The organism is Photobacterium sp. SP02, assembly GCF_038519165.1.
Taxonomy (GTDB): domain Bacteria; phylum Pseudomonadota; class Gammaproteobacteria; order Enterobacterales; family Vibrionaceae; genus Photobacterium; species Photobacterium halotolerans.
Genome location: NZ_JASJOJ010000019.1, coordinates 55,068 through 77,312, shown reverse-complemented (window position 1 = coordinate 77,312; position 22,245 = coordinate 55,068). Strand labels below are relative to the sequence as shown.

Annotated in this window: 23 protein-coding genes and 1 pseudogene; 6 read left to right on the top strand and 18 right to left on the bottom strand. The window is 52.4% G+C overall.

Annotation, left to right across the window (positions count from 1 at the left end):
- Both P0Y67_RS10610 and ilvA read left to right on the top strand, forming a co-directional pair.
- Positions 1-709, top strand: a pseudogene (locus P0Y67_RS10610) (dihydroxy-acid dehydratase domain-containing protein); the annotation flags it as partial.
- A 5-nt stretch (positions 710-714) separates the two neighbouring features.
- Positions 715-2,268: a threonine ammonia-lyase, biosynthetic gene (ilvA, locus tag P0Y67_RS10605; protein ID WP_342391832.1), complete on the top strand. Its 1,554-nt coding sequence runs from the start codon at positions 715-717 to the stop codon at positions 2,266-2,268.
- A 109-nt stretch (positions 2,269-2,377) separates the two neighbouring features.
- Here ilvA and P0Y67_RS10600 read toward each other — a convergent pair whose 3' ends face one another.
- The 18 genes from P0Y67_RS10600 to mioC all read right to left on the bottom strand — a co-directional run bounded on the left by P0Y67_RS10600 (position 2,378) and on the right by mioC (position 19,674).
- Entirely contained in the window at positions 2,378-2,758 is a 381-nt protein-coding gene (locus tag P0Y67_RS10600; RefSeq protein WP_027251725.1) for a helix-turn-helix transcriptional regulator, read from the bottom strand.
- Positions 2,759-3,044: 286 nt separating this feature from the next.
- Entirely contained in the window at positions 3,045-4,877 is a 1,833-nt protein-coding gene (gene glmS / locus P0Y67_RS10595; RefSeq protein ID WP_342391831.1) for a glutamine--fructose-6-phosphate transaminase (isomerizing), read from the bottom strand.
- 27 nt (positions 4,878-4,904) lie between these two features.
- Complete coding sequence (locus P0Y67_RS10590) at positions 4,905-5,678, bottom strand: DeoR/GlpR family DNA-binding transcription regulator (protein WP_342391830.1); 774 nt, start codon at positions 5,676-5,678, stop codon at positions 4,905-4,907.
- 168 nt (positions 5,679-5,846) lie between these two features.
- Complete coding sequence (glmU, locus tag P0Y67_RS10585) at positions 5,847-7,208, bottom strand: bifunctional UDP-N-acetylglucosamine diphosphorylase/glucosamine-1-phosphate N-acetyltransferase GlmU (protein WP_342391829.1); 1,362 nt, start codon at positions 7,206-7,208, stop codon at positions 5,847-5,849.
- A gap of 224 nt (positions 7,209-7,432) precedes the next feature.
- Positions 7,433-7,855: a F0F1 ATP synthase subunit epsilon gene (locus tag P0Y67_RS10580; protein WP_027251729.1), complete on the bottom strand. Its 423-nt coding sequence runs from the start codon at positions 7,853-7,855 to the stop codon at positions 7,433-7,435.
- Positions 7,856-7,872: 17 nt separating this feature from the next.
- The gene (gene atpD / locus P0Y67_RS10575; RefSeq protein WP_027251730.1) at positions 7,873-9,279 is read right to left on the bottom strand and encodes a F0F1 ATP synthase subunit beta; all 1,407 of its coding nucleotides are present in this window, start codon (positions 9,277-9,279) and stop codon (positions 7,873-7,875) included.
- 32 nt (positions 9,280-9,311) lie between these two features.
- Positions 9,312-10,178: a F0F1 ATP synthase subunit gamma gene (gene atpG / locus P0Y67_RS10570; RefSeq protein WP_027251731.1), complete on the bottom strand. Its 867-nt coding sequence runs from the start codon at positions 10,176-10,178 to the stop codon at positions 9,312-9,314.
- A 44-nt stretch (positions 10,179-10,222) separates the two neighbouring features.
- Positions 10,223-11,764, bottom strand: a complete 1,542-nt coding sequence (atpA, locus tag P0Y67_RS10565; protein WP_027251732.1) for a F0F1 ATP synthase subunit alpha — start codon at positions 11,762-11,764, stop codon at positions 10,223-10,225.
- A gap of 16 nt (positions 11,765-11,780) precedes the next feature.
- Positions 11,781-12,314, bottom strand: coding sequence for a F0F1 ATP synthase subunit delta (gene atpH / locus P0Y67_RS10560; RefSeq protein WP_027251733.1), 534 nt, complete (start codon positions 12,312-12,314; stop codon positions 11,781-11,783).
- A gap of 17 nt (positions 12,315-12,331) precedes the next feature.
- The gene (gene atpF / locus P0Y67_RS10555; RefSeq protein ID WP_027251734.1) at positions 12,332-12,802 is read right to left on the bottom strand and encodes a F0F1 ATP synthase subunit B; all 471 of its coding nucleotides are present in this window, start codon (positions 12,800-12,802) and stop codon (positions 12,332-12,334) included.
- 49 nt (positions 12,803-12,851) lie between these two features.
- Positions 12,852-13,109, bottom strand: coding sequence for a F0F1 ATP synthase subunit C (atpE, locus tag P0Y67_RS10550; RefSeq protein ID WP_005302247.1), 258 nt, complete (start codon positions 13,107-13,109; stop codon positions 12,852-12,854).
- Between the two features lie 65 nt (positions 13,110-13,174).
- On the bottom strand, positions 13,175-13,981 hold the full coding sequence (atpB, locus tag P0Y67_RS10545; protein WP_027251735.1) for a F0F1 ATP synthase subunit A: 807 nt from the start codon (positions 13,979-13,981) through the stop codon (positions 13,175-13,177).
- 8 nt (positions 13,982-13,989) lie between these two features.
- Positions 13,990-14,379, bottom strand: a complete 390-nt coding sequence (locus tag P0Y67_RS10540; protein WP_027251736.1) for a F0F1 ATP synthase subunit I — start codon at positions 14,377-14,379, stop codon at positions 13,990-13,992.
- Positions 14,380-14,556: 177 nt separating this feature from the next.
- Entirely contained in the window at positions 14,557-15,453 is an 897-nt protein-coding gene (locus tag P0Y67_RS10535) for a ParB/RepB/Spo0J family partition protein (protein ID WP_342391828.1), read from the bottom strand.
- A 12-nt stretch (positions 15,454-15,465) separates the two neighbouring features.
- Complete coding sequence (locus P0Y67_RS10530; RefSeq protein ID WP_027251738.1) at positions 15,466-16,260, bottom strand: ParA family protein; 795 nt, start codon at positions 16,258-16,260, stop codon at positions 15,466-15,468.
- 17 nt (positions 16,261-16,277) lie between these two features.
- Positions 16,278-16,901: a 16S rRNA (guanine(527)-N(7))-methyltransferase RsmG gene (gene rsmG, locus P0Y67_RS10525; RefSeq protein WP_337112459.1), complete on the bottom strand. Its 624-nt coding sequence runs from the start codon at positions 16,899-16,901 to the stop codon at positions 16,278-16,280.
- Positions 16,898-18,802: a tRNA uridine-5-carboxymethylaminomethyl(34) synthesis enzyme MnmG gene (mnmG, locus tag P0Y67_RS10520; protein ID WP_342391827.1), complete on the bottom strand. Its 1,905-nt coding sequence runs from the start codon at positions 18,800-18,802 to the stop codon at positions 16,898-16,900. The genes rsmG and mnmG overlap by 4 nt, the downstream gene beginning before the upstream one ends.
- A 431-nt stretch (positions 18,803-19,233) precedes the next feature.
- Positions 19,234-19,674: an FMN-binding protein MioC gene (mioC, locus tag P0Y67_RS10515; RefSeq protein WP_342391826.1), complete on the bottom strand. Its 441-nt coding sequence runs from the start codon at positions 19,672-19,674 to the stop codon at positions 19,234-19,236.
- Positions 19,675-19,926: 252 nt separating this feature from the next.
- On the opposite strand from mioC, the gene P0Y67_RS10510 reads away from it, so the two are divergent.
- The 4 genes from P0Y67_RS10510 to P0Y67_RS10495 all read left to right on the top strand — a co-directional run bounded on the left by P0Y67_RS10510 (position 19,927) and on the right by P0Y67_RS10495 (position 22,182).
- Entirely contained in the window at positions 19,927-20,337 is a 411-nt protein-coding gene (locus P0Y67_RS10510; RefSeq protein WP_342391825.1) for a hypothetical protein, read from the top strand.
- Positions 20,338-20,402: 65 nt separating this feature from the next.
- A complete protein-coding gene (locus P0Y67_RS10505; protein ID WP_342391824.1) occupies positions 20,403-21,245 on the top strand; it encodes a hypothetical protein in 843 nt (280 codons plus the stop codon).
- The gene (locus P0Y67_RS10500; protein ID WP_342391823.1) at positions 21,242-21,673 is read left to right on the top strand and encodes a hypothetical protein; all 432 of its coding nucleotides are present in this window, start codon (positions 21,242-21,244) and stop codon (positions 21,671-21,673) included. Before P0Y67_RS10505 ends, P0Y67_RS10500 begins: the two co-directional genes overlap by 4 nt.
- 125 nt (positions 21,674-21,798) lie before the next feature.
- The gene (locus tag P0Y67_RS10495) at positions 21,799-22,182 is read left to right on the top strand and encodes a hypothetical protein (RefSeq protein ID WP_342391822.1); all 384 of its coding nucleotides are present in this window, start codon (positions 21,799-21,801) and stop codon (positions 22,180-22,182) included.
- The last annotated feature ends 63 nt before the right edge of the window (positions 22,183-22,245 follow it).

Below are 22,245 nucleotides of genomic sequence, written 5' to 3'. Positions count from 1 at the left end.
GACCTGCTACAGACAGGATATTACGCTGAACATCCAGCTTAGCGTTCGCTTGCTGCATCGGACGCAGCATGACGATCGCGAGAACGGCTGTATCCGCAGCAAAGCGCACGCTTTCAGTCAAGACGGCGGTTTGGCCGTGCTGTCGGGCAACATGGCGGTCGACGGCTGTATCGTGAAAACCGCGGGCGTCGATGAAAGCTGCCTGACCTTCAAAGGCCCGGCCGTGGTGTTCGAAAGCCAGGAAACCGCGGTGGAAGGCATACTCGGCGGCAAGGTCAAAGCCGGTGATGTGGTGGTGATCCGTTATGAAGGCCCTAAAGGCGGCCCGGGCATGCAGGAAATGCTGTACCCGACCACTTACCTCAAGTCGATGGGGCTGGGCAAAGAATGCGCCCTGATCACCGATGGCCGTTTCTCCGGCGGCACCAGCGGCCTGTCTATCGGCCACGTGTCACCGGAAGCGGCCAATGGCGGCACCATAGGCCTGATTGAAGACGGCGATCTGATCACTATCGACATCCCTAACCGCGGCATCGAGCTGAATGTGGACGACGCCACCCTGGCACAGCGCCGTGCCGCCGCCGATCAACGCGGCTGGAAACCACTCGACCGTCAGCGCAGCGTCTCCTTTGCCCTGCGTGCCTACGCCAACCTGGCGACCAGTGCCGATAAAGGCGCGGTCCGCGACAAATCCAAACTGGAAGGGTAAGTATGATGAGTGAGGTGACACAGGCCAGAGCTGCTGAGTTTCTCAGCGGCGCTGACTATTTAAGGGAAACACTGCGTGCCCCGGTATACGAGGTGGCGCTGGTCACTCCGCTTCAGGACATGGAAAGGTTATCCAAGCGTTTGGGTAACCGTATCCAGATTAAGCGCGAAGACCGCCAGCCAGTGCACTCATTCAAACTTCGTGGCGCCTACAACATGATGTCTCAGCTGACCGCCGCACAACGCCAGGCCGGTGTGATTGCCGCGTCAGCGGGCAATCATGCGCAGGGCCTGGCATTGTCAGCCCGCCAGCTGGACGTCAAAGCCGTGATTGTGATGCCGCGCACCACCCCGGATATCAAAGTGGAAGCGGTCAAAAGCTTCGGCGGCGAAGTGGTGCTGCATGGCAGCAACTTTGATGAAGCCAAAACCTACGCCATTGAACTGGCTGAGAAGCACCAATTCACCTTTATTCCTCCGTTCGACCACCCGGCAGTGATTGCCGGGCAGGGCACCATCGGCATTGAACTGGTCCAGCAAAACGGCCATCTCAACTATGTGTTCGTGCCGGTCGGCGGCGGCGGCCTGGCCGCCGGGGTGTCGGTACTGCTCAAACAGCTGATGCCGGAAATCAAGGTAATAGGTGTCGAAGCCGAGGATTCCGCCTGCCTGCGTGCCGCACTGGATGCCGGCGAGCCGGTGACTCTGGATCAGGTTGGCCAGTTCGCCGACGGGGTCGCGGTGAAGCGGATCGGCGACGAGACCTTCCGGCTGTGCCAGCAGTATCTCGATGATGTGATTACAGTCAGCAGTGACGAAATCTGCGCCGCCGTCAAAGACATTTTCGAAGATACCCGCGCCATCGCCGAGCCGTCAGGGGCACTGTCGCTGGCCGGTCTGAAGAAATACAGCGAGCAGCATCAGCTGCAAGGCCAGCAGCTGGCATCGATTTTGTCGGGCGCCAACCTGAACTTCCACGGCTTGCGCTATGTGTCTGAGCGTTGCGAACTGGGTGAAAAGCGCGAGGGCCTGCTGGCCGTCACTGTGCCGGAACGGCCGGGCGCGTTTCTCGATTTCTGCCATCTGCTGGGCGGCAGGGCAGTCACTGAGTTCAACTACCGCTACAACGACGATACCCTGGCCAATGTTTTTGTCGGCGTCCGTTTACTGCAGGGGCAGGAAGAGCTGGAAAGCATCATTACCGATCTGCGCAAAGGCGGTTATCCTGTGGTGGATCTGTCGGATGATGAAATGGCCAAGGTACATGTGCGCTATATGATTGGCGGCCGCCCGTCCAAGCCGCTGCAGGAGCGTCTGTACAGCTTTGAGTTTCCGGAATACCCGGGGGCGCTGCTGAAATTCCTGACCACATTGGGCACTCACTGGAATATCAGCCTGTTCAATTACCGTAACCACGGCGCCGACTACGGCCGGGTGTTATGCGGATTTGAACTCGAAGATCATGATCTGCTGTCCTTCACCAGCCATCTGCGTGAACTGGGTTACCAGTGGAAAGACGAGACCGACAACCCGGCCTACCAGTTCTTCCTCGCCCAGTAAGCGAATAGATCAGCAAGCCGGTCCGATGCCGGCCGGAAAGACACAGCCCCGTCTAAACGGGGCTGTTTTCTTTCACCTTTGTCCTTTTCACTATCCCTTCTCACTCCCGTCAGGATTTATCTTTCTGGGTCAGCGCCCGGGTGTATTCCGCCATGAAACCGGCCAGGTTGATACTCTGCTGCAAAATCACATTCCGGGCCGAATGGGGCAGGCGGCTGAAATACTGGAGCAAGCGGTCAATTTCTTCTTTATATTCGCTTTCCAGAATTTCCAATCCTTCATCCCCGTACACGAACCAAGTCAGCGGCCGCTCGGTGATTTCTGAAATCGCCGACAGCAAACGCACTTTGGGCTCGGTTTTTCCTGTCTCCAGGTCCAGATAGGTTTGCCGTGCGACCCCCAGTTGCTGAGCCATGTGTACCTGAGTCAGGCCTTTCCACTCTCGCGCTTCCTTGATCCGCGAGGCGATCTTCGCTTTAGGATCTGTCATCACTACCTCCACCACTGCAATATGTTCCGACCAAACAGGTCAGCATAAAATCAGCCAACTCAGGTGTTATTGTTTTTATAAAAATATCAACAAGTTACAGAAGGGGACATTTTGGGATTGCAAAGCGCAACGCAAAACAGGAAGAATTCAACCAAAGCATCTGATTTCGCAAACAAAAAACGTCACTTCTGTACTAAATCATAGACGCTGGGAGTAGGGGCGAAGGGCAAAACGAACAAAGGCGCCACAATTGACGCCTTTATCTCAGGGCTAAGACAGCCGTGTCTTATTCTACTGTCACCGATTTGGCGAGGTTGCGCGGCTGGTCAACGTCCGTGCCTTTGATCAGCGCCACATAGTAAGACAGTAACTGCAGCGGCAGGGTGTAGAGGATCGGAGCAATGAACTCGTCGCAGTGCGGCACGTTCAGCACTGTCATGGTGTCGTCGCTGGCGAAGTGGGCATTCACATCGGCAAACACATACATCAGGCCGCCACGGGCACGCACTTCCTCGACATTCGACTTGAGTTTTTCCAGCAGCTCGTTGTTCGGCGCCACCACAATTACAGGCATGTCGGCATCAATCAGGGCCAGCGGGCCGTGTTTCAGCTCACCGGCGGCATAGGCTTCAGCATGGATGTAGGAAATCTCTTTCAGCTTGAGCGCACCTTCCATCGCAATCGGCGACTGCTCGCCGCGGCCCAGGAACAGGGCGTGGTGCTTGTCGGCGAAATCTTCGGCCAGGGCTTCAATGTCGTCCGCCATCGCCAGTGTCTGCTCAATTTTGGCCGGCAGGCTTTGCAGTGCCGCCACCAGCTTGGCTTCCAGCGCATCATCGATGGTTTTACCGCGACCAATCGCCGCCACCAGCATCAGCAAGCCGGCCAGCTGCACGGTAAAGGCTTTGGTGGATGCCACACCGATTTCCGCGCCGGCTTTCATCATGTAAGCCAGGTCGGATTCACGCACCAGCGACGAGCCGGGCACGTTGCAGATGGTCAGGCTGGCCATGTAACCCATTTCTTTCGCCAGACGCAATGCGGCCAGGGTATCGGCGGTTTCGCCCGACTGGGACAGGGTGACCAGCAGGCTGTTCTCATACACGTGTGATTTGCGGTAACGGAACTCGGAGGCAATCTCGACGTTGCAGGAGACGCCCGCCCACTGCTCCAGCCAGTAACGTGCTACCAGGCCGGCGTGATAACTGGTGCCGCAGGCAATGATCTGTACATGTTTCACTTTCTGCAGCAGGGCTTCGGCGTTATCGCCAAAGGCGGATGCCAGCACCTTACCGTTTGCCAGCCGGCCTTCCATGGTGCGCTGCAGCGCCACCGGCTGTTCGTAGATTTCTTTCAGCATGTAATGGCGGTACTGACCTTTGTCACCGGCATCGTGCGACACTTCCGATTCTTTGATCTCACGCTCAACCGGCTCACCCTGCTTATCGAAGATGTTCACTTCAAACCGGGTCACTTCCGCAACATCCCCTTCTTCCAGAAACGCAAAACGGCGGGTCACCGGCAGCAGGGCCAGCTGGTCAGAGGCAACAAAATGCTCATCAACGCCATAGCCGATCACCAGCGGGCTGCCGGAGCGGGCCACCACAATCCGGCTCGGATCACGGCTGTCCATCACTACAGTGCCGTAGGCACCTTCGAGCTGAGACACTGTCTTCTGCACCGCTTGCAGCAGGCTGTCGGCGCTGCGCAGTTCCCAGTCCACCAGGTGAGCAATCACTTCGGTATCTGTTTGCGAAACGAAACGATAACCGCGTTCGGTGAGCACAGTGCGCAGCGATTCGTGATTTTCGATAATGCCGTTATGAACAATCGCGATGTGCTCGCCGGACACATGGGGGTGAGCATTGGTTTCAGAAGGTTCACCGTGTGTGGCCCAGCGCGTATGGGCAATGCCGGTGCCGCCGGACAGCGGGTTGGCGGCTACGGCGTCAGCCAGCTCCTGCACCTTACCCAGACGGCGAACTCGCTGCAGGGCATTGTCGCTGTCTACCACAGCCACACCGGCAGAGTCGTAACCCCGGTATTCCAGACGGCGCAAACCTTCAATCAGAATGCCAGCCACATCGCGTTGGGCCACCGCCCCGACGATTCCACACATAGAAAATACTCCTGAAAAAATTAAGATTTATACTTTGACGGCGGCGCAGATCACCTGCACCCCTTGCTGTTCAATTTCTGCCCTGGCAACCGAATCCAGACCTTGATCGGTGATCAGGGTGCTGATGCTGTTCCACGGCAGTTCAAGATTGGGGATTTTGCGTCCGATTTTGCTCGATTCGACCATCACCACCACTTCACGGGACACTTCTGCCATCACCCGGCTCAGGCCGATCAGTTCGTTGAACGTGGTGGTACCGCGAGTGATATCAATGCCGTCGGCACCGATAAACAGCTGGTCAAAATCATAGGAGCGCAGGACAGATTCGGCGACCTGACCCTGAAATGCCTCGGAATGCGGATCCCAGGTGCCCCCTGTCATCAGCAGGGTCGGCTCGTTTTCCAGCTCATTGAGGGCATTGGCGACATTGAGTGAGTTGGTCATCACTATCAGGCCCTGCTTGTCTCCGAGCAGGCCGATCAGCGCGGCCGTGGTACTGCCGCTGTCTATGATAATGCGGTTATGATCGCGGATACGGGCTGCAGCAGCCTGGGCGATCGCTTGCTTTCGAATCGAAACTTCCGGTTCATGACCCGCCGCCACAATCTCTGAGGGCATGGCAATCGCCCCGCCATAGCGGCGCAGCAGCAGACCGGCTTTTTCCAGCGCAGCCAGATCTTTACGGATAGTCACTTCGGAGGTGGCAAATTGCTGGGCCAGCGCATCGACACTGACTTCGCCCTGTTCATTGACCAGAGCGACAATGGCATGGCGTCTCTGCTGGGTGTTTCGTTTCGACATGTAAGTTTTACTTATTATTTAAGTTTCGAATTGAAACCAAATATAGCAAACCAAAAGAAGTAAGATCAAGAAAATACCAAGATGACAGCCGATAAGCTGGGCGGCAAGCTGAGTTTACGGCAAAAAAAAGCAGCGCCTGAGCGCTGCCTGTCGGTTAGCCGTTTCGGGTTATTTTTGCTTTTCCGGCCGCTTCCAGCCTTTGATTGTCCGGGCCGGAGCGCGAGTGATCACTAACTCACCGTCACCCACATCGCGGTTAATGGTAGCGCCGGCGCCGATAGTGGCACCCTTACCGATTTTCACCGGGGCGATCAGCTGCGTGTCTGAACCGACAAAAACATCGTCTTCGATTTCAGTCCGGAACTTATTCGCCCCGTCGTAATTGCAGGTGATGGTGCCGGCACCGATATTGACCCGATCACCGATTTGCGCATCGCCCAGGTACGTCAGGTGACTGGCCTTGGAGCCTTTACCGAGGCGGGACTGCTTCATTTCAACAAAGTTACCGACATGGGAATCACCCACCAGCTCAGCGCCCGGGCGCAGGCGGGTAAAGGGCCCCACAGTACAGTCTTCGCCAACCGTCGCCCCTTCGATAATGCTGTAAGGGCGCACCAGGGTATTATCATCGATTTCGCAGTCAATCAGCACCGAACCCGCACCGATCACCACATTGTCGCCCAGGGTGACATGGCCTTCGATGATGACATTGACATCAATTTCGACGTCCTGGCCGCACTGCAGGGTACCGCGTAAATCAAAACGGGCCGGGTCACGCAGCATCACGCCTTGTACCAGCAAACGCTCAGCCTGAAGAGACTGGTAAGCACGCTCCAGACGCGCCAGTTGCAGGCGGTTGTTCACGCCTTCCACTTCGACCGCTAAGGCCGGGTGGACCGCCTGGATATGACGACCTTCCGCATGGGCCATGGCAATCACGTCAGTCAGATAATATTCACCCTGCGCGTTGTCGTTTTTCAGCTGGCTCAGCCAGCGCTTGAGATCACCGCCATTGGCGACCATGACCCCGGTGTTGATCTCACGAATGTGCTGTTGTGCTTGCGTGGCATCTTTTTGCTCCACAATAGCCACAACGGCCTCATTTTCACGCACGATGCGGCCATAACCGCTCGGATCATCCAGTACCACAGTCAGCAGACCAATACCGCCTTCTGGCTGGGCCTGGAGTAAGTTCTCCAGCGTCTCGCCACTGATCAGGGGCACATCGCCATAGAGAATCAGGACCTGCTCATCATCACCAAAATCACCCGATGCCTGATTCACGGCATGACCGGTGCCAAGCTGCTCAGCCTGAAGTACCCAGTTTACGGATTCTTCCGCCAGACGTGCCTGCATCAGATCGCCGCCATGGCCATACACCAGATGAATATTCGCGGCACCCAAATCACTGCAGGTATCGATTACGTGTTTTACCATCGGCTTACCTGCCAGCGTATGAAGAACTTTCGGCAGAGCAGAATACATGCGGGTACCTTTACCCGCGGCCAGGATCACAGCGCTGAAGCTCATGAATCAGTGTCCCTTCTTGTCAATGTGGTAGATATCTGGATGCATTGTATCGGCTCGCTGCGTCCGATATAAGTCTTTGTCGATCATTATTGACACAGCAGACACAGACAAACCGCGGCTTTGTGAACTCAGCCAAGACATTTCACCGCCAGTCGGGCGCCATTCCACCGCCCGCAGGCAAAAAAAAAGCGACCCTGAGGCCGCTTTTTTGCACAGATACCTGATTAACGCTTACGCCTGGTCAGCTCGATCACTCGAAGCTGGGCGATTGCTTTCGCCAGGTCACTGGCCGCTTGGGCGAAGTCGATGTCGCCATGCTGATTGTGGATACGCTCCTCAGCCTGACGTTTCGCTTCTTCAGCCTTGGCTGCGTCCAGATCAACACCACGGATTGCCGTATCAGCCAGGACAGTAACTGCACCAGGCTGCACTTCCAGCATACCGCCGGAGAGGTAAATGACTTCCTCGCCACCGTGTTGTTTCACGATCCGAACCATTCCTGGCGTGATAGCGGTCAGCAGCGGGGTGTGGCCTGCGTGAATACCCAGTTCACCTTCGCTACCGGTCACCTGGATATTTTCAGCACGACCAGAGAAAAGACTCTTTTCTGCGCTTACTACGTCCAGATGGAAAGTTATCGCTGCCATATCGCCTCCTGTTCAGCTTACAGCTTCTTCGCGTTTTCCAGTGCGTCTTCGATCGCGCCGCAGTACATGAATGCCTGCTCTGGAATATCATCGTATTCGCCAGCCAGCAGGCCTTTGAAGCTGCGCAGAGTATCTTTCAGAGGAACATAGATACCAGGGTCGCCAGTGAAGACCTGTGCTACGTGGTAAGGCTGAGTAAGGAAACGCTCAATCTTACGTGCGCGGGCAACAGTTTGCTTGTCGTCTTCAGACAGCTCGTCCATACCCAGAATTGCGATGATGTCTTTCAGCTCTTTATAACGCTGCAGGGTGCTTTGGACACCACGTGCAATGTCATAGTGCTCCTGACCAACCACCAGAGGATCCAGCATACGTGATGTAGAATCCAGTGGGTCGATCGCTGGGTACAGACCCAGAGAAGCGATCTGACGAGACAGTACAACCGTCGCATCCAGGTGGGCGAACGTGGTCGCTGGTGATGGGTCAGTCAAGTCATCCGCAGGGACGTAAACGGCCTGAACAGAGGTGATAGAACCCGTCTTAGTCGAGGTGATACGCTCCTGAAGAACACCCATCTCTTCTGCCAGTGTAGGCTGATAACCTACTGCAGATGGCATACGGCCCAGCAGTGCTGATACTTCAGTACCGGCCAGGGTATAACGATAGATGTTATCGATGAACAGCAGTACGTCACGGCCTTCATCACGGAACTTCTCAGCCATGGTCAGGCCAGTCAGTGCAACGCGCAGACGGTTACCCGGTGGCTCGTTCATCTGACCGTAAACCATTGCTACTTTTGATTCTGCTGGATTTTCCAGGTTTACAACCCCGGCTTCCTGCATCTCGTAGTAGAAGTCGTTACCTTCACGGGTACGCTCACCCACACCGGCGAATACCGACAGACCTGAGTGTTTCAGGGCGATGTTGTTGATAAGTTCCATCATGTTGACGGTCTTACCTACACCCGCACCACCGAACAGGCCGATTTTACCACCCTTAGCGAATGGGCAAACCAGGTCGATAACTTTCACGCCGGTTTCCAGCAGTTCAACCGCGTTAGACTGCTCTTCATAGCTAGGTGCTGCACGGTGAATCGCGTAACGCTCTTCTTCACCGATCTCACCGCATTCGTCAATAGGCTGACCCAGAACGTTCATGATACGTCCCAGAGTCGCTGTACCTACCGGTACTTCAATTGGTCGGCCTGTATTTTCAACAGTCAGACCACGACGCATACCATCAGAACTACCCATGGCGATACCACGAACTACGCCGCCACCCAGCTGCTGCTGAACTTCCAGTACAAGCGTACCTTTTTCTTTGGCATCAACGTGTAGGGCATCATATACCTGTGGTACAGAGTCCTGTGGAAACTCTACGTCGACTACCGCACCGATGATCTGTACGATCTTACCTGTAGCCATCGTTAATCCTCTAAACTTATTAATTCTTTGCCTTAAACAGCGGATGCACCGGAAACGATTTCCGACAGCTCTTGTGTAATCGCAGCCTGACGGGCTTTGTTGTACACAAGTTGCAGTTCGTCAATCAGATCACCTGCGTTATCCGTTGCCGCTTTCATCGCAACCATTCGGGCCGCTTGCTCACAGGCAAGGTTTTCGACCACACCCTGATAGACCTGAGATTCGACATAGCGAACCAGCAAGGTATCCAGCAGAGGTTTAGGCTCAGGCTCATAAATGTAGTCCCAAGCATGGCTGCGTTTCATTTCTTCGTCTTCTGACTTAGGCAAAGGCAGCAATTGATCGATCACTGGCTGTTGAACCATGGTGTTAACAAACTTGTTGTACACCAGATACAAACGGTCCAGCTGGCCCTCATCATATTTCTTCAGCATCACACCTACGGTACCGATCAGCTCATCAACAGAAGGCTTATCGCCCAGACCTGTTACCTGAGCCGCAACACGGCCGCCGTAGTTGTTAAAGAAAGCTGTAGCTTTAGCACCAATCAGCGCCAGTTCAACCTCAGCTCCCTGATCTGACCATGACTTCATCCCTGCGATGGCTTGTTTGAACAGGTTCACGTTCAAACCGCCACACAGACCACGGTCAGTTGAAACAATGATGTAACCTACGCGCTTGGCCTCACGCTCCTCTAAATAAGGATGCTTATATTCGAGGCTACCAAGGGCGATATGACCGATCACTTTGCGCATTGTTTGTGCGTATGGACGTGATGATTCCATAGCGTCTTGCGATTTACGCATTTTAGACGCCGCAACCATCTCCATCGCTTTAGTGATCTTCTGAGTGTTTTTCACACTACCGATCTTGTTACGTATCTCTTTTGCGCCGGCCATCGTTACTCTCCTTGAGCTGGTGATCGCATGCGATCACCAACCAATTACCAAGTCTGGGTCGCTTTGAAATCTTCAACCAGTTTCACGAACTGGGCTTCAATTTCATTGTTCCACGCACCCGTTTCATCAATTTGAGCTACCAGCTCAGCAAATTGACTCTTGGCGTAAGACAGTAACGCAGCTTCGAAATCTGCCAGCTTAGTCAGCTCAACATCTTTCAGGTAACCTTTCTCAGCAGAGAAAATCACCAGCGCCTGTTCGAAGACAGACATTGGCGAGTACTGCTTCTGCTTCATCAGCTCAGTGACTTTCTGACCGTGGTCAAGCTGACGCTTAGTCGCGTCGTCCAGATCAGAGGAGAACTGAGCAAAGGCTGCCAGTTCACGGTACTGAGCCAGTGCAGTACGGATACCACCAGACAGTTTCTTGATGATCTTGGTCTGAGCAGCACCACCTACACGCGATACAGAGATACCTGGGTCAACCGCTGGACGAATACCAGAGTTGAACAGTTCTGTTTGCAGGAAGATCTGACCATCGGTGATCGAAATTACGTTAGTCGGTACGAACGCAGAAACGTCACCCGCCTGAGTTTCGATGATTGGCAGAGCAGTCAAAGAACCCGTCTTACCTTTCACTTCACCGTTAGTGAACTTTTCTACATACTCTTCGCTGACACGAGCAGCACGCTCCAGCAGACGGGAGTGGAGGTAGAAAACGTCACCAGGGAAGGCTTCACGGCCTGGTGGACGGCGCAGCAGCAGAGAGATCTGACGGTAAGCTACAGCCTGCTTGGACAGGTCATCGTATACGATCAGGGCATCTTCGCCGCGGTCACGGAAGTATTCACCCATGGCACAACCAGAGTATGGTGCCAGGTATTGCAGTGCTGCTGCTTCAGAAGCAGACGCCACCACAACGATAGTGTTCTTCAGTGCACCGTGCTCTTCCAGTTTACGTACCACGTTGGCGATAGTGGACGCTTTCTGGCCGATAGCGACATAGATAGAGTAAATACCAGAATTTTTCTGGTTGATGATGGCATCGATCGCCAGGGCAGTTTTACCAATCTGACGGTCACCGATGATCAGCTCACGCTGGCCACGGCCGATTGGAATCATTGAGTCAACCGCCTTGTAACCAGTCTGAACAGGCTGGTCAACAGATTTACGGTCGATTACACCCGGTGCGATCACTTCTACCGGAGAGAAAGTATCGGTCTCAATCGGACCTTTACCATCAATCGGCTCACCCAGAGTGTTAACCACACGACCCAGCAGGGCAGGGCCGACAGGCACTTCCAGGATACGACCGGTTGCGGTCACTTTCATGCCTTCCTGAAGGCTGGCATATGGACCCATGACAACAGCACCTACCGAGTCACGCTCAAGGTTCAGTGCCAGTGCGTACAGGCCGCCTGGAAGTTCAATCATTTCACCTTGCATGACATCTGCAAGGCCGTGGATACGAATGATACCGTCGCTTACAGAAACGATGGTGCCTTCGTTACGCGCTTCACTGGCAACGTTGAAATTTTCAATCCGTTGCTTGATCAGTGCGCTAATTTCCGTGGAATTAAGTTGCATGCTCCAATTCCCCAAATCAAGACTGCAAAGTATCGTTCAGACGGGCAAGCTTGCCTCGTACTGACTGATCGATGACTAAGTCTCCGGCTCTAATTACAACCCCGGCAATCAGGGTCTCGTCTACACTGCAGTTCAGCTTAACCTTGCGCGCCAGACGCTGTTCCAGCTTACTGATGATTGCACTCATTTGACCTTCGTCCAGGGTGACCGCAGAGATCACACTGGCTTCGATGGTTTTTTCCAGTTCATCTTTCAAGAACAGGAACTGAGTACAGACTTCAGGAAGAATTTTCAGGCGTCCGTTTTCGGCCATGACCTTAATCAGGTTCTGACCGGCGTCGTTGAGTTGCTCGCCGCACACTGACAGAAAGATTTCCGTCAGCTTGTCTGCCGCAAAACCACCATCCAGTACATCCAGAATGGTGTCGTTTTTAGCGACTTCCGAAGCAAAGGTGAGCATTTCTGACCACTGGGCCAGCTCACCTTTCTCAACCGCATAATCAAAGGCTGCTTTAGCGTAGGGGCGTGCGATAGTAGTCATTTCCGACATGGTGCTTGCCCCTTCTATTACAGTTCTGCAGTGACTTTGTTAAGAACATCAGCATGAGCGTCTTTATCGATAGTACGCCCAATGATTTTCTCAGCACCAATCACAGCCAGAGTTGCAACTTGTTTTCTTAGGTCATCGCGCGCGCGATTACGTTCTGCATCAATTTCAGCACGACCTTGAGTCAGAATTTTTTCACGCTCGGCCGTCGCTTCCGCTTTGGCCTCTTCGATGATTTGAGCTTTACGCTTGTTAGCTTGCTCAATCAGTTCAGTTGCAGTACGTTTTGCTTCTTTCAGTTGATCAGAAGCATTTGCCTGCGCCAGGTTGAGATCTTTGGCAGCGCGATCCGCTGCTGCCAAACCGTCAGCAATTTTTTTCTGACGCTCTTCAATCGCTTCCATAATTGGTGGCCATACATATTTCATGCAGAAGACCACAAACAGGAAAAACGCGATAGCCTGACCCAGTAATGTTGCATTCATATTCACAACGGCATCTCCTTAAACAGGGTAGCTATGGGTCCGTTACGTTCGTGGATTAACCAGCCAGCTGTCCAACGAATGGGTTAGCGAATGTGAATAGCAGAGCGATAACGATACCGATCATTGGAACCGCATCCAGCAGGCCTGCGATGATGAACATCTTAACTTGCAGCATAGGAGCCATTTCAGGTTGGCGAGCAGCGCCTTCAAGGAACTTACCACCCAGCAGGGCGAAACCAATCGCAGTACCCAGGGCAGCAAGACCTACAATGATGCCCACGGCAATTGCAGAAAAGCTTAGTAAAGTTTCCATCACTATCTCCAGTTTATTGTTGTCGGCCTAAATGCCAGTAAATAAAAAATAAAATTGTTTACGTATTAATGATTGTCTTCGTGAGCCTGAGACAGGTACACGATAGTCAGCATCATAAAGACGAAAGATTGAATCGTAATGACCAGGATGTGGAAAATTGCCCACGGAACCGAGCCCAGCCATTGTGCCCACCACGGCATCAGCGCCGCGATAAGAATAAACACCACCTCACCGGCGAACATGTTACCGAACAGACGCATGCCGAGAGAAATAGGCTTCGCCAGCAGCGAAACTACTTCCAGTAGCAGGTTGAACGGAATCATAACCGGGTGATTGAACGGGTGCAGTGCCAGTTCTTTGGCAAAACCGCCCAGGCCTTTGATCTTGATGCTGTAGTAGATCATCAATGCAAAGACACCCAGCGCCATTGCCATGGTGATGTTAACATCAGCTGACGGTACAACCTTCATATAAGGAATACCAAGCCAATGCTCCGCCGGATACGGAATGAAGTCGATTGGAACCAGGTCCATGACGTTCATCAAGAAAATCCAGCAGAAAATCGTCAGAGCTAGCGGAGCTATCAGCGCGTTGCGGCCATGAAAGGTTTCTTTAACGCTGTTGTCAACGAATTCCACCATTATTTCCACAAAACACTGTAGCTTACCCGGCACCCCTGAGGTTGCCTTCTTCGCTGCCAGACGGAACAATCCCAGAAAGATCGCACCGGTCAAAACAGAAAAGAAAAGGCTGTCGATGTGTACCGCCCAGAAACTTCCCTCGGCCACCAGACCCAGCTTATCGGTTGATAAGTTTGTCAGGTGGTGAGTGATGTAACTGGAAGGTGTAAGCGCTTCACCTGGCGCAGCCATAACTCATCCTATTTGTTGTTGTTAATGAATAAAACCGGCGCACAGATATTAATACCCAGAGCCAGCAAATAGGTCAGCTTGAGGGGAACAAGTTCCACCTCGACATACAGGTAGACAAGGGAAAACAAGATGACTGTAATGAGGATTTTCAGCACTTCTCCGCCGTAAAATGACGCCATCACCAGACGGGCCTTCGTGGCCCCGCCGAAGAGAAAAGCGCACACAGAAAAAGCGGCGTTAGCTATCACAAAGATGCCGCCACCGATAAGTGCAGAGATTCCCCAGTCAACATTGACAGCAAACACTGCCATGATTGCCGTTGTCAAAACGACGCCAGATTGTAGTAACAACAACCGCTTCGCCAATTGGCGTCCCGGCCTGACTAGCGTCGAAACCATGTATTCATTCCTCGAGTCCGTTCCACTACACATACGTCGTGCTGGGAAAACTGCGAAAATTATACGGTTCATTAGATTGAATGCAATCTAATCACAATAAAAAAACAGTTAGAATTTATAACACATTATCCTGATCACGCAGTGGTCATTTTTACGGCAAAAATAGTAAGAATCCGGTCACACTTCTGAACTTAACATTGCCAAAAGTTGCTGTAACTTCTGGGGCTCGTCAAAATTTATGATTATTTTACCTTTACCGCTTTTGCTTTGGTTAATCGCCACCTGAGTGCCAAATTGCTCACTCAGACGATTTTCCATCGCTTCAACCTTGGGATCAACAGAGACAGGGGCGACCTCAGGGGCAGGGGTGAGCAGTTTTTTCACCAAACGCTCGGTATCCCTTACCGTCAGAGATTTCGCCACGACGGTGTGAGCCGCTTCCAGTTGCTGTTCAGCAACCAGTGACAGCAATGCACGGGCGTGACCCATTTCCAGCTGCCGCTGGGCCAGCAACCGCTTAACCTGTGGCTCCAACTGGTTTAAACGCAGCAGGTTAGACACAGCAGCACGGGATTTGCCGACCGCTTCGGCAATTTGCTGATGGGTGAGGGAGAATTCATTCTGCAATCGCTCCAGCGCCTGAGCTTCCTCAATGGCATTGAGATCTTCGCGCTGGATGTTTTCAATCAGGGCAATCGCGACGGTGGCACGATCATCCACGTCTTTGACCAGACAGGGAACCTTAGACAGGCCGGCCTGACGTGACGCCCGCCAGCGACGTTCGCCGGCGATGATTTCATACTGTTGCGGGGCCAGTTGGCGAACCACGATAGGCTGGATCACCCCCTGAGCACGGATAGAATCAGTCAGTTCTGCCAGCGCTTCTGCTGACATATCCTGACGTGGCTGATACTGACCCGGTTGCAGCTGACTGACCGGCAGTTCGCGCAGCGCGCCTTCGGCCGGTACCGTTTCTTCCTTGCTGACAGCCTCTGCGGCCTGTTGTCTCTCACGGGCCACCGAACTGGTGGCCAGCAGTGCATCAAGGCCTTTTCCCAGGCCTCGTTTATTCATGGTCATGCTTGTTTACGCCTCTACCTGAGCAGGTTCCCGCGCGGTTTCCTCACGACGAATCATCTCTCCGGCCAGCGCCAGGTACGCCTTGGCACCGCTGGAGGTCTTATCGTAGTACATGGCCGGACAGCCATGACTCGGGGCTTCGGCCAGACGCACATTGCGTGGGATCACGGTGCGGTACACCTTATCACCAAAATGCTTCTTCAGTTGCTGGGACACTTCATTCGCCAGCCTGTTGCGCGGATCATACATGGTGCGGAGCAAGCCTTCTATCTTGAGATCGGCATTGACCACGGCTGCCAGCTTGCTGATGGTGTCCATCAGGGCCGTCAGGCCTTCCAGGGCGAAATATTCGCACTGCATAGGCACCAGGACAGAATCCGCCGCTGTCATCGCATTGATGGTCAGCAGGTTGAGGGAAGGGGGACAGTCGATAAAAATAAAATCGTACTTATCCCGTACCGGTTCCAGCGCGGTACGTAACCGCACTTCGCGGGCAAACACTTCCATCAGTTTGATTTCGGCAGCAGTCACATCACCGTTGGCGGCTACCAGATGATAGCCCCCGGCATTTTCGGTGATCACGACTTCTGAAAACGGGGTTTCTTCGACCAGAAGCTCATAGGCCGTGGCATCAACCTGATACTTGTCGACACCGCTGGCCATGGTGGCATTCCCTTGCGGGTCGAGATCAATCACCAGCACTTTACGCTGGGTGGCGGCCAGTGACGCAGCTAAATTGACACAGGTTGTGGTTTTACCCACACCACCTTTTTGGTTGGCAACAGCTATGACTTTTCCCACGAAACACCCTCGTTAATTCATTCCTTTGCCGTCAAGAGTACTAAATGACGCGCCCCCTCCAAGTCGGGGACATGCAAAGATTTGACCTCACTCACAGAACACCAGCTCGGCAGTTCTGTCAGTTCCTCTTCAGTAACCTGGCCTTTGAGCGCCATAAACTGACCTTGCGCAGCAGGCAGATGACGGCACCAGTTAACCATATCAGACATGGACGCAAATGCCCGGCTTAGTACAGCATCAAACCCCTGTTCTGGGATAAAGGCCTCTACCCGGCTTTGCACAGGTGTGACATTGTCAATCTTCAGTTCATGGATAACCTGACGGATAAAACGTATCCGCTTACCCAGACTGTCGAGCAGGGTAAATTGCTTCTCGGGCAGCATGATGGCCAGCGGAATGCCCGGCAGGCCAGGCCCGGTACCGACATCAATAAACCGCGTTCCCTGCGACAGGTAAGGACTGACGGCCAGGCTGTCCATGATGTGCTTGACCAGCATCTCATTGGGATCCCGGACTGACGTCAGATTATACGCTTTGTTCCACTTGTGCAGCAGGCTAACATAGCCCACCAGTTGCTCAAGTTGCTGTTCTGTGACCTTGAGTTCAGTTTTTGCAATCAGCTGTGCCAGACGCTCTTTCACGCAGCCACCTCCGAGTCGCCTTTTTTCAGCAGGCCGTGTTTTTTCAGGTACACCAGCAGCAGCGAAATAGCCGCCGGGGTTACGCCTGAGATACGCGATGCCATGCCGATAGTCGCAGGTTTTGCGTCATTCAGCTTGGTAATCACTTCATTGGACAGGCCTTTCACTTGCTTATAATCCAGATCAGCCGGCAGTTTGCTCTGCTCATGACGCAGGGATTTTTCCACCTCTTCTCTTTGGCGGTCGATATAGCCCTGGTATTTAACCTGGATTTCGACCTGCTCGCTGGCTTCGGCATCGGCGCTGGCCGGGCCAAACGGCGCCTGAGCCGTCAGTTGCTCGTAGGTCACTTCCGGGCGGCGCAGCAGATCCTCACCACTGGCTTCACGGGTCAGCGGGGTTTTCAGAATCTCATTGATCGTCGCTGCGTGCTCTGAGCCCGGGTGGATCCAGATGTCTTTCAGGCGCTGGCGCTCCTGCTCAATGGCGTTCATTTTTTCATTGAAACGTGACCAGCGTGCGTCATCAACCAGACCAAACTGGCGACCCAGTTCGGTCAGACGAATATCGGCGTTGTCTTCACGCAGCAACAGACGATACTCAGCACGCGAGGTGAACATGCGGTACGGCTCTTTGGTACCCATGGTCGACAAATCGTCAATCAGTACACCCAGATAAGCCTGATCGCGGCGCGGGCTCCAGCCTTCTTTGTCCTGTGACTGCAAAGCAGCATTCATGCCCGCCAGCAGCCCCTGGGCAGCGGCTTCTTCGTAACCTGTGGTGCCATTGATCTGGCCGGCAAAGAACAGACCACTGATAAATTTGGTTTCCAGCGTGGGTTTCAGATCACGCGGATCGAAGAAATCGTATTCAATGGCGTAGCCAGGGCGAATAATGCTGGCATTTTCAAAGCCTTTCATTGAACGGACAATCTGCATCTGCACATCAAACGGCAGGCTGGTGGAGATACCGTTCGGATAGAGTTCGTGCGTCGTCAGGCCTTCCGGCTCAATGAAAATTTGGTGACTGTTCTTGTCGGCAAAGCGCATCACCTTGTCTTCAATCGACGGGCAATACCGTGGACCAATACCTTCAATCACACCGGAATACATAGGGCTGCGATCCAGGTTATTGCGGATCACATCATGGGTTTTTTCATTGGTGTGGGTAATAAAACACGGGATCTGACGCGGATGATCTGAGCGTTGACCCAGGAAAGAAAACACCGGGGTCGGGTTATCACCATGCTGGGCTTCCAGCTGGCTGAAATCTACCGTGCGGGCATCGATTCGTGGTGGCGTACCGGTTTTCAGACGATCGACACGGAAAGGCAAGGCACGTAAACGATCCGCCAGGGCGATCGACGGAGGATCGCCGGCACGGCCGCCGCTGTAATTTTCCAGTCCGATGTGGATCTTGCCGCCCAGGAAGGTGCCAACGGTTAATACCACGCTACGGGCACGGAATTTCAGACCCATTTCGGTCACCACGCCCACAGCACGATCCTGCTCGACGATCAGATCGTTAACCGCCTGCTGGAACAGCATCAGATTTGGCTGGTTTTCTAACGCTTCACGAACCGCGGCTTTGTAAAGTGCCCGGTCTGCCTGAGCACGGGTTGCACGTACGGCCGGGCCTTTTGATGAATTCAGGGTACGGAACTGAATTCCGCCTTTATCAATGGCTTGCGCCATGATACCACCCAAAGCATCCACTTCTTTTACCAGGTGGCCTTTGCCGATCCCGCCAATCGCCGGGTTACAGGACATCTGGCCCAGGGTATCGATATTATGGGTCAGCAACAGGGTTTTCTGACCCATGCGTGCTGCTGCCAATGCGGCTTCCGTTCCGGCATGACCGCCACCAACTACGATGACATCAAAATTTTCCTGGTAAAACATGAAATTACCTCAGGTGATCAATTAGCCATTCAATTTGCTTGAAGCAAAGGGGGGATATTCTACCTCGTTTCCAGGCAAGAAAGAATCACTCTTGGCGATCACATGATCAGGCGCTGAGATCCTAAATATATATAAGATCTTTTTAAGAAGATCTCTTATTAGATCTACTATTAGGATCGCCCGATCATGTGGATAAGTGGCTTTTGATCCTAATGATCATGGTGTTAGGAAGGATCACTTCTTGTTAGGTGTGTGGGATCTTCGCAAGGATTACCTGGGATCTAAATGGCACTTTATCCACAGGGGCTTAATGATGATCAAGTTGTTCATTGGATAACAAGTGGTTGATCACCGTTTAGATCTATAGTTATACACAGAAGAAAAATAAAAAACTGGCGTAATTGGGAGTAATTTTCGCCAGTCGAGAAGGTTTAAAGGAAGTTTTTCCAGCCGTCCAGCCAGATTTCAGCCGGGTCTTCTGGTACAGGATCCTGAGAAACATCGATGTCGAGCCGTTCACCAAGACGCTGGGCGCCCAAATCGGCCAGCAGTTGATCCAGCTCTTTGCCTGCCTGGCAGAAAGTGTCGTAACTGCTGTCGCCAATGGCCACCACACCGTATTTCAGCGCGCCGAGGTCGGGCTGCTGATCCTTCAGCTGGTTGACAAAAGGCTGAATATTATCGGGGAATTCGCCTGCACCATGGGTTGAGCAAATCAGCAGCCAGATATGGTCTGCATTCAGCTCCTCCAGGGCGGCCTGGTTGAGGGTTTCGGTGTCGTGACCGGCGTCGGTGAGCAGTTCGGCCAGGTGATCGGCAACATATTCCGCGCCGCCGAGAGTGCTGCCTGTGATCAGGGTAATGGTCGCCATAGGGGCCTCTTTATATAGACAAATGTCAGAACGGCTGAATTGTACTCTGAGTTGGCGATAAGAAAACCCCTGGAAAAATGTGCCTGTTGTCCGCCTTTTAGCGCCGCTGAGCTGTGACGGGTCAGTGTACAGTCAGGCATCCGGCTGGGTCGGGAAGGGGGCCGGCGACGGCCAATACCAGCATACACACGACATTGTTATTTATTTTAGTCTATTAGCTCAGTTACCAACAGCTAATCCCAAGGATCCTCTGTGCTTGATCGTCCTCAAAATGGCAGTTATCAACGGCTTTTGATCGCAGCCGACCCCCAGGATCTTGTACCTGCAGCACTGGCCACTGTGGCTAAACAGGATCACCGTGCTGATCATTGCAGTGAGGTGAAAAAAAAGCCCCGCCAGTCTGGCAGGGCTGTGTGGTTGGCGCTGTCGGCTTTATTTGCCGATACAGAAACTAAAAATGTAAAAACACTCAAAGTGTTAGAAAGCTATTGGCGCACATGTGGAGTGCAACCTTTTGTTAGGTTTTGCCATGGAAGAACCCATTTTAGGCGATTTGCAGCATTTTTAAAGTGGGATATCTGGGAAAGTGGGACAAAATTATTATCTGTATTGTTACTCATTTTGAAGTTTGTTCTATCAGTGCAAACTATTGATTTTAAATAATAAATTAACGAATCCTCTTGCGTTTTTCTGCCTCCATGCGAATCTTTATAAAGCAGGAGGTAATCATGAAAAAATACCCGTCTTTATCATTAATCGCTTTATGTGTGTCCTTGTCAGGTTGTGCAGCCGGGCCTCGTTATTATGCTCAAGATGAATCTCGGGCGTTGAATTTAGCGCGAGCCGGGGGCATCTACGATTTGGATTTGAGAGATTCCCACGATGGTACCCACTCTTATAGCAAGGGTATGTTGGTTCCATTGCTTGATCTTGCTAGGCTAACTACTTCATTTGATGATCCGCTTCGGCGTCTTTCAGGTACGCAGACGTTCGCGTTTAACGCTACCGATATAATGATGACACCAGACAATCCCTCGGCTAGACCAAGTCTAATGGGATGGATGCCCGCATCTGCTGCTACCTCAGAATCTCAGGCTTATGAGAAATACGTGCATCTTGTCGATCAGGCTATCCAGCATGTGGCCGATGATATGGCGTTGAATGTCACTAAACTGAGTAATGTAGAAACGCCAGAAATTGATGGCCATCCCATGATTCTTTGGTCTGTTGAAAGCGCTGAGCATGGATGCGGTATTGGTCAATGTGCAGTTGCTTACAACATTACGACTCCTTATCTCTGGAAGAGCCCGCTCTACATTAAAGATGGTGAGTCAAAAAGCTATAACATCGCTGCTAATCACCTGAAGAACTATTCTCGTTTTGTTTTACGCCAGTCAGGCCCAAAAGACTTTCCAATTGATGAGTTTTATAGAGCCGTCAGTGCTGCATTGCCATCGTGGATGGTGATCTATTACCCACCAAACCAAGTGGTTCAGGATGGCCAATCTCTCCCATATCCAGTGCTGTATGAGCAAGGGGAACAACTGCTGTTTAAGGAGCCTGCATTATGAAAAGTGAATATCAGGAGCTAGACAATATTGTTCTGGCGATGGATGAAGTCCAAACGGACCCCGTAATTCTTACTTACCTGATCAGTCATCTATTGACGAGAAATTCGGTGTTTCATCAGCCTAGAGTGGGATGTGTCAAATGCAAGAGCACGGGAGAACTAGTCTATCCCCATAGCTGGATTGAGCTTCTAGGCGGTTGGACTGTTGATCTCAGACTGAATCAGGCTTTCAACACGTTCGACCGCTACCCGCAAGGCATTTTCGAGCCATCATCCTACCGGAACCTTCAGTATATCGGTATGCCCCTTACCGTGCCCGAATTCGAACCATCTGAACTCGATGAAATGACTGATTTTATGTTTTCCAAGTTATTCAGTTTGCAAGGAATGGATATTCGAGTGAGCGGAGGTAGCTATGACTGCATTTGAGTGGGGAATGCTTGGGTTATTCCTATTTTTTAGTTTGGTCACCTTCTGGTGTCTTTACAGCTATAGAGCCAACAAGAAACTGTCAGGCCAAGGCAAACCTCAAGCTGAAGAGCGGGAGGGAAAACATGAGTCAAAATCTCAAAAATAACTTAGTAAATATAACGTTGCTTGGTGTTCTGCTACTCGGATTGATGCTGGCTCAAGACTCTGGATGGGGATTCTTGCTCGCTGCTTTGCCATTGGTCATTTGGTGCTTTAAAGCTTTCACATTTATCCAACTCAGATGGTGGTTAGCTGTTCCTTTTTGGTGTGCACTGACTTATCTCTGTTGGCAAATGTCCTTGGCACTTTGGGCTGGCTATCTATTCGTTGCGTTTGTCAGAAATATAATGGAGTTGAATAGAGCCTACCCAATGCCAAGTCGTCATAAGCGAATGAAACCTGATATTTCCGTTTTCCCGGATAGTTTTGATTACGACTACCGAAACCATATTGGGTTTGATGACTGATTTTGGGCCCTGAGCTGGTTCCTTTTGAGTACACATCAACGGAACTAGCCATTAAACAATTTT